The sequence below is a fragment of the Psychrobacillus sp. AK 1817 genome (assembly GCF_008807035.1).
GTDB lineage: Bacteria > Bacillota > Bacilli > Bacillales_A > Planococcaceae > Psychrobacillus > Psychrobacillus faecigallinarum.
Window position 1 is genome coordinate 1,335,964 of sequence record NZ_CP031739.1, and the last position, 12,773, is coordinate 1,348,736.

General features: G+C 38.6%; 10 protein-coding genes and 1 riboswitch. Of the genes, 3 read left to right on the top strand and 7 right to left on the bottom strand.

Annotated features, from left to right (window positions below; genetic code table 11):
* Nucleotides 1-285: 285 nt before the first annotated feature.
* The 7 genes from D0S48_RS06890 to D0S48_RS06920 all read right to left on the bottom strand — a co-directional run bounded on the left by D0S48_RS06890 (nt 286) and on the right by D0S48_RS06920 (nt 11,308).
* Nucleotides 286-648: a YisL family protein gene (locus tag D0S48_RS06890; RefSeq protein WP_151110814.1), complete on the bottom strand. Its 363-nt coding sequence runs from the start codon at nt 646-648 to the stop codon at nt 286-288.
* Nucleotides 649-705: 57 nt separating this feature from the next.
* Nucleotides 706-1,602: a fumarylacetoacetate hydrolase family protein gene (locus tag D0S48_RS06895; protein WP_151110816.1), complete on the bottom strand. Its 897-nt coding sequence runs from the start codon at nt 1,600-1,602 to the stop codon at nt 706-708.
* A 79-nt stretch (nt 1,603-1,681) separates the two neighbouring features.
* Nucleotides 1,682-2,842 (bottom strand): DUF418 domain-containing protein, encoded by a 1,161-nt coding sequence (locus D0S48_RS06900; RefSeq protein ID WP_225321708.1) that lies wholly within the window; start codon nt 2,840-2,842, stop codon nt 1,682-1,684.
* Between the two features lie 11 nt (nt 2,843-2,853).
* A complete protein-coding gene (gene addA, locus D0S48_RS06905) occupies nt 2,854-6,567 on the bottom strand; it encodes a helicase-exonuclease AddAB subunit AddA (RefSeq protein ID WP_151110820.1) in 3,714 nt (1,237 codons plus the stop codon).
* On the bottom strand, nt 6,554-10,048 hold the full coding sequence (addB, locus tag D0S48_RS06910) for a helicase-exonuclease AddAB subunit AddB (protein ID WP_151110822.1): 3,495 nt from the start codon (nt 10,046-10,048) through the stop codon (nt 6,554-6,556). Before addB ends, addA begins: the two co-directional genes overlap by 14 nt.
* Nucleotides 10,049-10,125: 77 nt before the next feature.
* Complete coding sequence (lepB, locus tag D0S48_RS06915; protein ID WP_225215866.1) at nt 10,126-10,674, bottom strand: signal peptidase I; 549 nt, start codon at nt 10,672-10,674, stop codon at nt 10,126-10,128.
* Complete coding sequence (locus D0S48_RS06920) at nt 10,667-11,308, bottom strand: TVP38/TMEM64 family protein (protein WP_144537679.1); 642 nt, start codon at nt 11,306-11,308, stop codon at nt 10,667-10,669. The genes lepB and D0S48_RS06920 overlap by 8 nt, the downstream gene beginning before the upstream one ends.
* A 111-nt stretch (nt 11,309-11,419) precedes the next feature.
* Here D0S48_RS06920 and D0S48_RS06925 point away from each other — a divergent pair, with 111 nt between their 5' ends.
* The 3 genes from D0S48_RS06925 (at nt 11,420) to D0S48_RS20575 (ending at nt 12,772) form a co-directional block, all read left to right on the top strand.
* Nucleotides 11,420-12,124 (top strand): AzlC family ABC transporter permease, encoded by a 705-nt coding sequence (locus tag D0S48_RS06925; RefSeq protein WP_151110824.1) that lies wholly within the window; start codon nt 11,420-11,422, stop codon nt 12,122-12,124.
* A 3-nt stretch (nt 12,125-12,127) separates the two neighbouring features.
* Complete coding sequence (locus D0S48_RS06930; protein ID WP_151110826.1) at nt 12,128-12,436, top strand: AzlD domain-containing protein; 309 nt, start codon at nt 12,128-12,130, stop codon at nt 12,434-12,436.
* A gap of 98 nt (nt 12,437-12,534) precedes the next feature.
* A riboswitch (SAM riboswitch) is annotated at nt 12,535-12,639 on the top strand.
* Nucleotides 12,626-12,772, top strand: coding sequence for a hypothetical protein (locus D0S48_RS20575; protein ID WP_154311266.1), 147 nt, complete (start codon nt 12,626-12,628; stop codon nt 12,770-12,772). It overlaps the preceding riboswitch by 14 nt.
* Nucleotide 12,773: the final 1 nt, after the last annotated feature.

Here is a 12,773-nt window from a genome sequence, read left to right on the forward strand (position 1 = left end):
AGCACAATGTGCTAACTCTGAAGGTTCATTACAAAATATTTGGTGATTTATTAATTGTTGATTGTAGCGGCAGGCAGCGACTCTGGTGGGTTGAGTGAGCAAGATAAGCCATCACATTCGACCGGCTTATCGCTCTCCCCGCGGAAAGCGTCCTTCTAAAGCAGAAATCAACTATACAATATTCTGTAGAACAAGATACTTTTTTTAAAAACAACCTATATTATTAATTTTCAAGCTCAATTTTTACAAATAAAAAAGGCTCTCAAGATGAGAGCCTTTTGTTTGTTACGCTAAGAAATTGATACCCATTGGTAGCTTAAATCCTAGGAATAACGTGATAAGTAAAAATACAAACACTAGAACAAGGAAGGTTGTATAAGGTTTTCCTTTTGTCTTTTTAACTAATGTCATTTCCATCATTCCGATTACTAGAAGGCCTGCTATAAACTTCAAGCCATAAAGCATACCTTCACCATAGTCCATCCCTTTCATGAATAGAGCAACTCCGGTAATGATGATTAGTAAATAGTCTAAACGCAAAATCATGTGAACTACCTTCGGGTTAGCCATTGCTAAAGCAACCAAAAATAATATTAGGGCTACTACCCAAGTTGTTATGTGTAAGTGTGTGCTTGCTAAGAAATCCATTGTTTCACCTCAACGTTAATTTTAATATATCTCTAATATACCACTTCTAAACTACCATTACTCAAATTTGTTTACAAGCGTTCCGATTCCTTCAATGGAAACTTTCACAATATCGCCAGATTTCAAAAATTTTGGAGGGTTAAATCCTTTTCCAACCCCTGCAGGAGTTCCTGTTAGAATGACATCCCCTGGCTCAAGTGTCACTACTTTAGAAATTTCACAGATAATATTCTCTACAGAATATATCATGTCTGATGTTACGCCGTTTTGACGGATTTCATCATTCACTTTAGTCACAATTGTTAAGTCCTGTGGATTTGGAATTTCATCCTTTGTAACCACGTAAGGACCCATTGGACATGAACAATCTAAGCTTTTTCCAAGGAAAAATTGCTGATGTTTCTTTTGTAGGTCACGAGCTGTAATATCATTTGCAATAGTATATCCAAATACATAATCGTAAGCTAATTTGGTAGGAATGTTCTTCCCTTCCTTACCAATAATGATTGCTAGCTCTCCTTCATAATCTAATGAGGAAGTTAGCTCCGCATGAACTGGTAATGTTTGTTCGTCAGCAGCAATGGAAGTTGGAGCCTTAGTAAATACTACGAAATTCTCTGCTACTCCACCCATTTCCTTTGCATGGTCGGCATAGTTTTTACCAATAGCCATCACATTTTTAGGAGTACGAGGAATAGGTGATAACCATTCAATTTCCGTAAATGAGCGTTTAAAACGATTAGGATCCTCTTCTTTTAAAGCTGTCTCGACTAAAACTCGAATCTGTTCAATAAAATCCATCCCGAAACTGACACCTTGGACAATAGTAGCTGGAAAGTTCGGTAACACTTGTAGTTCTTCTTGAATGGAAAGAACATCCCATACTGCCTCTTCCTTTTTCACTTTTGGTCCAAAATAAATTTTATCGTTTACTCGGTATGACAATAGCTTCATCCACAAACACTCCTCTAAAGAAATTTGAATCTATTAGTATAGTCTATTACAAATAACCTTTATTTTCATCTTTTTCGAATTAAATTTTTGAATAAGTCAGTTTTCTCCACAATGCTTCCACAGGCCCTTGTTTAAATTTAAGGAACCAAATTTCTGCAAATATAACTTGAATTACATAAATACCTACTGCCATCCATGTACCTGTTGCCACATCTACTTGACCATATAATCCGAAGCCGTAGCTATAGAAAATAGTCGTTGCTATAATAGATTGCATTAGATAAATCGTCATCGACATTCTTCCTGCTTTTCCGATTGGCGAAAGTATTTTTCCAATAATAGGTATTGTACAGATTAAAGCAATAATCCCTCCGTATGCAATTGCCTGAAGTGGTCCGCCAAACGTATCCTGTACTGTCATTGTAAATAAGTCATCGCCTTTACTAAACGGAAGCCACTTAATAGCTGTACCTGCTGCCATTGTTATCAATATGGTGATAATCCAGAAAAGCTTTAGCTCTCTTGCTCGTTCTATTAACTTCAGCTTTGCTGCAGCCGCTCCCACCATCAAAAGTGGAAGAATTGTACATATAATTAGCACTATATTTAATCCATACCCTTGCATATAAAGCCAGTCAGTAATTCTTTGGCTAGATACATCAAACCAAGAGCCTTGGGAAAATGCGACGATGGAATTCTCTACTTGTTGAATTCCTGTATAAAGAGTAGCTTCCTCTGGAGCCGCTTTTACTAAAAAGTATAAAAGCCCACTCAACAAGCCATTTGGTATTAAAAATAATAATGCGCTGATTAAAAACAACCAAATCGGCTTCAATTTCATCAGTACAATTAACAACAATCCTGCTAGCGCATAAGTTATTAATATATCGCCAGACCAAATAAGAAAAGCATGAATACATCCGATTCCTAGCAATATTAACAGCCTTCTAACTGCTAGTCGGTTAAAGGATGTTCCCTTTTCCTCCGATTTCATAAACTGCATCGCTAATCCATATCCAAATAGCATTGAAAACAAAGGATAAACACTGCCCTGCACAAAAATATCAATCCACTTATAGCTTTCTTGGTCGCCTGGGGTCTGATACCAGTCATATGGATTCACATAAATATAAGGACCATGAAAAAACAACATATTGACGACAAAAATACCTAATAAAGCAAAGCCTCTCATTACATCAATGGATATAATTCTTTCTTTCTCTTGCGTTGGTATAATCACCAAATTTCCCCCTAAAGTGTTACAGTTTTATTTATGTCAAATAGATATAGAACTCTCTCTTTTATCTCTACTTGCATGATGTCTTGAATAGCCCTTGCATACAAGGAAAGCTGTAGCTCGTATCTATTTTTCAATTCCTGAACTAAATGATCTTCATTATTTTGCAGATGTTTTACTCTATCTGTCTTATAATCTAGCAGCACCCATTGACCGTCTTCTTCTTGAAACAAGCAATCTACAACCCCTTGAATAATTTGCTTGTCACCATCTGGATCAACTAAAGCATATGTGAAAGGAAATTCTCTCATTACTTGTTTAGCTGCTCTCAATCGATCCGCTATTTCTGAATGGAAGAATGCAACCATCTTGTTTGGGTCTATTGCCGCTTGCTCCGCAGGAGTTAATATCTCTCTCTCTTTTAAACGCTCAGCAAAAGCTAAAACTTGCTCCGACGTTTTCTTTTCATCTAAATCTACGTTTTGCATGAATGCATGGACAGCGGTACCAGCCTCGGCACCAGTCAGCTTCTCTTCCTGTTGCAAGAAGAATGGTCTTTTTGCTGTCTTGTCACTTAAAGTGTTTGTAGTTGGACCAAAAAACTCTTCATCCTCACGCTCTAACAAAAGTTGAAGTTTTTTCATGTCACTTACTGATTGCTTTGAACGCTTGTGGGTAGAAACCTCAAATGGGTAAATTGTGTCAAATATATTTTTGATATCCTCTAACATCGCTGGCTCTTCCGTTTTAATGAGTTCGGAAAGCGTTACTTGCTCCTTTTCTTCCTCTACATGCTGGACTTTTAGGTCTTCTATAGGCTTAGCGATAATGTTCCATTTAGAAGGCCCCTCCAATAAATTGGCCTCGTTTACTTCAGATACTTGTTTATAGTCTGGATGACGAGCAAGAGCTGGACCAATCCAGTCTAAATAACCTTTTGCTTTAGCTCGTACATAGTCAGGGATCATTTCATCACTCAGCAGTGTTTGAGAATCCTCCCATTTTTCCAATGTTTTTGCCAGGTCCTTGATCGTAGCAACTAAATATAAATGTTCCTTGGCACGGGTCATCGCCACATATAGAACTCGCATTTCCTCTGCCTTTAGCTCCATCTGTTTTTTTTCCTTAATCGCAAGAAATGGTAACGAGGTAAAAGAAATACGCTTTATAGGATCAATCGCCTTTACTGCTAACCCAAAGTTTTGATCAAATAAATACGACTCATTGAAATCCATTTGGTTAAACGGTCTGCCCATGCCTGCTAAAAAGACTACAGGAAACTCGAGACCCTTCGACGAATGAATTGTCATTAATCGAACAACATTTTCTTTCTCACTGATAGCACGAGCCGCTCCCAGGTCATCCCCACGTTTTCTCATACGATCAATAAAGCGAAGGAAACGGAAGAGACCACGGAACGAGGTCTTTTCATAAGTTACTGCTCTGTCATGTAAAACACGCAAATTTGCCTGTCGTTGCTTACCGTTTGGCATAGATCCTACAATTTCGTAATAATGTGTATCTAAATATATTTGCCAGATTAAATCTGCTAGAGATCCTCTTCTACTTAGATCCCGCCAATCCTCAAATTGCAGAAGAAATCTTTGCAACTTCTCTGCAGTTTCTACTGTCAGTCCTGCACCCCCACTTGAGACAAATACTTTTAATGCCTCATAGAACGGCTCCTTAGGCGCTGCTAGTCTAATTAAAGCTAATTCAGATTCCGTTAAGCCTACGAATGGAGCACGCAGAACAGAAGCTAGTGAGATATCCTGATATGGATTGTCAATTGTTCGCAGCGTATGTAGCATGATTAGTACTTCTACTGCCTCAAAGTAACCCTTAGAAAGCTCCGCGTACAATGGAATACCTGCTTCCTTAAATTGCTCGTTGACTTCTTGAGACCAGGTCATGGAGCGCATTAAAATAACGATGTCGCTATACTGTAACGGCCGTTCTTTTTTCTTCCACGGATCATATACAGTATGACCGCTGCCAATCATTTCTTTTATCTTAGAAATAATATAACGAGCCTCTGCCTGAGATTTTTTTAACTCCTCCTCAGCGTCAACTGTTTTAAAATCATCCTCATCTTCCTCTGATTCTGCGTTGCCATCTTCTACCTCATATAGCAAGGCGAGTTCAATGGCCGCATCTCTATCATCATAAGGAGCTTGTGGCTTCAAGGAAGCAGCATCATCGTAGTCAATTTCTCCAACACTTTCTCCCATTACTTGCTGAAAAATATAGTTTGTTCCGTGCAATACCTCTTGACGGCTACGGAAGTTGGCATTTAAATCTATCTTAACTCCTGAGTCATAAGGCTCTTCTTTAAATTTTCGATATTTCCCTAAGAACAGCATCGGCTCGGCAAGTCTAAATCGATAGATGGACTGCTTTACATCTCCTACCATAAACATGTTTCCCGTGAGTTCTTCTCCACTCTTAACTAGCTGTAGAATTGTCTCTTGGAGTCTGTTTGTATCCTGATATTCATCGACCAGTACTTCCTTAAAGCGAGCTTGGTAATCCTCCGCTATAGCAGAAGGCATTAAATTACCTTCCTCATCGCGCTCCGTTAATATTTCCAGAGCATAATGCTCCAAGTCAGAAAAATCCACTAAACCTTTTTCATTTTTTGCAGCAGTATATCTTTCCCCATAAGAGATTGCCAAATCTACTAAGGTTTTTAAATGAGGTGCCATTAGACGCATTTCTTCTAATAAGCGTTCAGGTGTACGGGTAAAATATTTATCCTTAAGATCATTTACGATCTTTTTCACTTTATTTCGTTTATTCGCTGCCTGCTTTTTGAGCACCTCATCGCAGGAATCTTTTCGAATAGATGCTGCTTTTCCCCATTTTAACCCTTGAAAATAGTAATACACTTCTTGCCAAGTACCCATTTTTAACAAGCGGACTGCTTCCTGTATAAGGGTTTGATCGTTAATAGCAGTATCGGCAAGTGGGGCTGGTCCGTTCGGAAGATTAGCAAGTCTTTTAATTTCCTCTGATACGGCAATTGCTTCCTCCAACTGATAAGTCAAAGCAAGCTTCAATGGTTCAATAAACGGAAGCTCATCAATAGACATCTGCTCATCTAATTCGTATTCCATCGGAATCGCTAATAGCCATTTATTTGGCTCCGGATGAACACGAGCATAACTGTAGAGTTTATCTATCATAACTTCAATCGATTGGTCATCACGGTCTGAAGTAAAGCTATCGGATAACAAATACATGGCTTCCGGATTATCTGTTTGATATGCTTCTTCTAGAATTTCGGCTAATACATCATCTCGCATTAGTGCTGCCTCTGTATCGTCCGCTATTCGAAAGCCAGGATCAATCGTGAGCATATATGAATATTGCCTTACGATATTTAAGCAAAACGAATGCAGGGTGGAAATTTGCGCCTTGTTTAACAAAGTTAGCTGCTTTCTCAAATGAGTAGAATCTGGATCTAAGACGATTGCCTTTTCTAGTGCCTCTCTCATTCGATGACGCATTTCTGCTGCGGAAGCGTTTGTGAATGTTACTACTAGTAACTCATCCACATTAATCAGATTTTCTTTTGCAATTACTTTCTGGATAAGTCGATCGATGAGTACAGCTGTTTTACCAGAGCCTGCGGCAGCTGCTACTAATACATCTGAACCAGTAGCCCAGATTGCCTTCCACTGTGCCGGTGTCCATGTTAAATCGGCCGGCATATTAGGAATCTTCATTTGTACTCATCTCCTTTTGAATCTTTTCCGTTATAACGTCTGGTTTTTCTACTTTAATCACTCGAACCTTTTGCTCCGGATCCTGAGGGTCAAATTGACATACACTTTTGTATGAGCAGTATTGGCATGGCATCTTGTCCTTCATGACATATGGATAAACTCGAGTGTCTCCCGCATTCATACCGTTACCGGCCTGTTCATGTTTTTTACGGACAAAGGATTGTAAAAGTTTCATTTGTTCTGGTTCAACTACTTTAGAGGAGGATTTAGAAAGATTCCCATCCTTGTTCATGCGAACCGGTATCACTTTTGAAAATCCATCTATTTGCTCGTCCATTTCCATAACTACCTCCGGATCATCCAAAAGCAAGCCATTCATCTTATATGACTTATAAATAGCGTCCTGTAGCTCTGTGTCTTCAAGTTCCTTCTGGCTTTGAATAAATGGATTATGCATATGCACGTATAACACACCTGCTGGTTCAGCTTCCTCTTGCAACCAAATTTTTGCATTTTCTACTGCTACATCTAAATAGGTTAAAAGCTGAAGTGATATACCATGATATACTTCATTCAAATCAATGCCTTTCTTAGATGACTTGTAATCTATAATTCGCATGAACATATTGCCATTCACGTTTGCAGCGTCGACCCTGTCAATTCTTCCTCGTAACTGCATTTTACGGCGATTTTTTAATGGAATTTCCATAGGTGGTAATATCTCACCTGGACCAAATCCAGCTTCAATGGCAATGGGCACGAAGCCAGATACTTGTGAATGTCTGCTTAATGCCACTAAGGTATTGCCTACTATCTGCTCTAATTTTCGTTGAATGTAACGATATCTATTTGTACTTAACAAGAGCTGATGTACAAATACCGGAACTATATGGTCTACAGCCTTCTTTGCAAGCTGCATGCACTCTGCTTTAGTTAGCTGGCCCCACGTTAAATTTAAGCGTGATGTCTCGTCAGATATCCACTTCATAGCAGCATGGAATAAGTCGCCCATAGCTGGTGCCTCCAAGCGATACTCTGCTCGCTCCTCCAACTTTAGTCCGTAGCCTGCGAAATGAGCGAAAGGACAGCTATAATACTTTTCAACACGCGAAACGCTTGAATTGATAGTTTCACCGTATAACGCAGCGGTTATATCCTGAGACAATAGCTCGGTTTTGTTTCCACGAAGCATCGGTCTAATAATTCGCTTTAAGAGTGTGGACCAGTATGGGTCCTCCATATAATACTGATACACTGCCTGCCATGCATCCGCCAACTCACCGGTTTGTAAAGCCTGACGGAGCTGCATCGACAAATACGCCAGAGTTGTTCTAGGATGACTAATTAATGTGATATCAAAGCTCGGATCTTTAATATCAGAAGGATCGATTACAGCTAATTCCAATGAAACACCATCTACTAACTGTTGAAGCTTGCTAATATACATAGAAGGCAGCTGAGCCTTTCCTTCACTATCAGCAATAGCATAAGATACATACAAATAATGAGAAGGAGTCGCAAAAGCTTTATACGTCAAATAATTTTCATCGAGCAATCTCATCCGAGAGGTCGGCGCTAGCTCAAAGCCTACTTTAGAAAACCACTCCCGCTCAGTATCGGAAAGCAACCCCTCATGATCTATTCTTTTTGGGAACACACCATCGTTTACACCAACTACAAATACAGCTTTTATATTTGTCAGGCGTGCAGTATCTACGTTTCCTACGATTACCTGATCTATTGTAGGAGGAATTCGAGAAAAGGTCAGCTGGTCATAGCCTTCATCGAGGATTTTCATCGTTTCCTCTAGTGACATTTCTTTCTCCCCAAACATTAAAACAAACTGGTCAAGCACATCGACCCAATCGTTCCATGCCTGGTCATGCTCTGTAGCCAACAGTAGCTGTCCGCTCTCCTCCTCCGCTTTTTTGAGACTCTGCAATTTTTCATAAACCTGCAAGGATTCCATAAAGGTATAGAGTGCAGTGGCTATTTCTTTTCCTGTACTGCATTCGCCTAAGGAATCAGCCAGCTTCTTAATAGGTTGAATGAGAACATCTCTTACTGCATGGATCTCCGCTTGTATACTCAGTTCTTCATCAGTCTGGACTTTCGAATAAAACTCCAATCCACGATACTTTTTATAAGTCCATCTTCGTTCATCAAACCAACGATCGCCGTATATACCAAATGACAAAACAAAATTTTCTAAGCGATCAGCACGTTCCCTCCACATCGTTTTAGGCGCATCTAGCGGAAAAAAGAGATCAGTCTTAATAGCCCGGAACATGGGTTCATATTTCCAATCCGTTCGAATAATCTCTAAAACTGTTCTACTAAGCTCGATGAGAGGATGATGTAGCATGGATTTCTTTTTACTTATGAAAAATGGAATTTCATATTGCGGAAAAGTTGTCTCAATTAGTCCCTCATAGTTTTCTGCATCACGATGCAATATAGCAATCTCGTTATATCTAACGCTTTTAAACTGAGCTAAGTCTCTGATATGTCTAGCTACCGCATGAATTTCTGCACGTTTATTCATCGCCTCTGTAAGCCTTAAAGCTCCTTTAGAGACAATTTCTGTTGGTGGCAATTGATCATAGTTTGCTTCGATATGAGCTAGCTCCGCAGCAACAAACCTTCTTTGCTCGCTAAAATGAACTGTGTTCTCAACTTCTACATCCACCGACTGAGCCATCTCTATTAATCTACCTGCTGTATTGGCAGGCTGAAAGAACAAGGATTGCTCATCATAAGCATCAGACAGGCTCTCTAGTGGAAAAGCGATAGAAATTCTTCTTGCTTTCTTCATCAACGCTTGAATTATTTCAAGCTCTCTTGGTGTAAAAGAGGTAAAACCATCAATATAAATTTCAGCAGTTTCTAGTAAATACGAGTCTTCTATCTTATTGGCAAGCAGAGTTAAATATCCCTCTCCATCTACATAGCTCGTTCCTAGCTTCTGCTCTATTAAATCTAACATCATCATGATGTCAGATGATTTGTCTAACAATGTTTGAGGCGCATCTACAGCCCTTAAGTCACTAACTGCATGGCTCATCGAAGAATAATCTAAGCAATACCGACTAAACTCCTTTAGTAAAACCTCTATTTGATCTGTGAATCCTCGTTTAGTAGAGGCACGCTTAAATAAAGTGAATTCCTCTTTATTTTCCTCTAGCAAGCTACGGATGAGCATACGATAACCGAAACCGCTAATCTCTTCTTTTGCGATTCCCCCTGTTTCCTGGAGGACTCGCCAGGCAAGCCGTTTAAAGGTGGTCACTTGAGCGCGGATGATTCCGCTTAACCCTGAGTCTGCAGCCAAGTCATATTCACTGGAAAAAGACATTTGGTCAGGAACTATATAAAAAATAGGGTCTCCAATCGGAGCCGCTTTTACTGTTTGGACGATTTCTTCCTGCATAAATTTTGTTTTACCAGAGCCCGATCGACCACTAATAATTCGTAATGACAAGCTAAACTAGCTCCTTTCATAAAAAAACCGAATAATTCCCTACTCTCATTGTACAAAACATAATCGAGTGAGGGAAATTATTCGGATGAAAAATTAAACGTTGCATCAGCTATTGGAAGATACTTCATCTTCACTTCACCAATAACTTCATCTTTATCTATAAAATGAAAATAGCGGCTATCGAGACTGGCCATTCTATTGTCCCCAAGTACAAATAGTTTACCTTTGGGTACAGTTTTATAACCCGTTAAATCATATAATTCAAAGTCTTCTGTAAAGTGCTCGTCTGGATTATTATATGCGATGTTACCCTTTAAAAAAGGCTCATCTACCTTTTTTCCGTTTACGAATAGTTCATCATTTTCATATTTAATCGTATCTCCAGGTACACCAATGACACGTTTGACGAAATCTTCTTCTCCATTGTTAAAAATAATTATGTCCATGCGGTTAATCGGTGAAATCTTACTAATTAGGACCCTGTCTTGATCTGAAAGCGTGGGCATCATTGACTTACCACTAACTTCATAATTAGTTACAATAAACAGTCGAACTACGAGTACTATAGCTACAGCAATTGTTATGGCAATTACCCATTCAATTGTCTCCTGCTTTAATTTACTCAAATGTCTCTCCTCTTTTTCTCTTTCTTTTGGCCTTGATGCCTCTAAAATCATCTTCTACTTTCTTTTCAATTCTTTTTTCCACTCGCTTTCCAATGAACCATAATATTGCAATGACAATAACAACTATTGCTGTTCGAATTGGTTGGGTCACAAGCGCTTTAAGGTCAGACCCGATAAAGCTCACAACAAAAATCATAATCAGTTTACCGGATGCTACCGTCCATAAATATGTATGCTTTTTAATATTTGACAATCCAGCTACTATATTTACCAAGGCAGAAGGAGTGAAAGGAAAACATATCAATAAGAACAGTGGACCAAAACCATTTCTCTCTACCCATAATATTAATTTTTGTATTCTTTCATGCCTAGTTATAAAACCTAATACGCGTGCTCGTCCATATTTTCTAATGACTAGGAATACTGTATAAGCTCCAACGAAGGAACCAACCCATGATATTAAAAAACCAAATAACAACCCATAGGCTGCTACGTTTGCCACAATAAATACTACTAAAGGTAAAAATGGTAAAAAAGCTTCTAGAAAGGGCAGTAAAATACCAAATATCGGTCCGAGTGCTCGATAGTCATGCGTTAAATTAGTGAGTGTGTCTAAAGAAAACCAATCTGGCATATTTCTCTCCTCCGCCTATGTATATTTGTACTTTTCCCTTTTATTTTATACATAAAACTATTTTCTTATAGTATAATTTTTTCATTATGTAAAAAAGGATGTGAATATTTTGTGAATAAGCATTTTCTAAAAGGACTCCGAGATGGATCAAGCATCGCTATAGGATATTTTCCAGTTGCATTAACCTTTGGACTATTGGCAAAAACATCTGGATTGTCTCTGTTAGAGGCAACTGCCATGAGCCTTTTTGTATATGCGGGAGCTGCTCAATACATGTCTTTGACTCTTATCACAAAATCGGTAGATCCGATTTTAATTGTGTTAAATACTTTTGTAGTAAACATTCGTCACTTCCTTATGACGGCATCATTGAATGAAAAGATGCAAAGTGAAAAAAGATGGATCAAAGGAATTTATGCTTTTGGAATTACAGATGAAGCCTTCTCTGTTCTTGCTACTAAGAAAGAAGACAAGATTCCAACCCCCTTCGCATTTGGTGTTGTCGTTATTGCTTACACTAGTTGGGTTGTTTTCACTGCGATAGGTCATGTTATCGGGGCTAATCTTCCCGCTTTCCTTCAAGCCGCCATGGCAATCGCTTTATATGCAATGTTCATCGGTCTATTGGTCCCATCTATGAAGGGTAACCGAAAAGTTGTTATGTTAGCCCTAATAGCCGCGCTAATTAATGCTTTTTTTTATTGGACTAGCTTGCTATCGACTGGATGGTCCATTTTGGTTGCGACTCTTGCTTCTTCTATCATAGTTGAAATTGTTTATGCAAGAAAACAAAAAAGTTTACCGAAAGGAGTTTAATGAATGAGTGATTGGTATTGGTGGATGCTTCTTGGTATGGCAATTGTGACTTATATCCCTCGGGCGTTCCCTTTAACCTTCTTGGAAGGTAAGGAGCTCCCTCCTGTTATCTCTGGTGTTTTACGTAATATCCCCTATGCTGTTTTAGGAGCATTAATATTTCCTGCTGTTATATACATACAAGAAGGCAATATATTATTTGGTGTCTTTGGTTCTATTGTTGCCTTTGCGCTTGCTTTTTTGTTTCAAAACGTAATGATTGTCGTCTTAGGCACTATAGGGTTTCTAGCCATTTATAGTTTATTATTTTAATAATCTGAATTATTTTACTTTTTAAATATACTTGACTACTAGGTTTTGATTGTTTAAAGTTGAAAACAATTCTTACAACAATTAAATAGCACATCACTTTCTTATCTAGAGAAACCGAGGGATCAGGCCCTATGACGTTTCGGCAACAGGTTCATTTGAATACTGTGCCAACTCCTGCAAGCGTAATGCTTGAAAGATGAGAAAAGTTGGTTTTTCGTATATTTTGAAGAGCTTTCTTTTTCTTATCGTTTATTAGATAAGAAAATGGAAGCTCTTTTTTCTCGTGATAGAAAGGTAGATGACTATCATTTGTCTGTAACGAATGATGATGCATAAG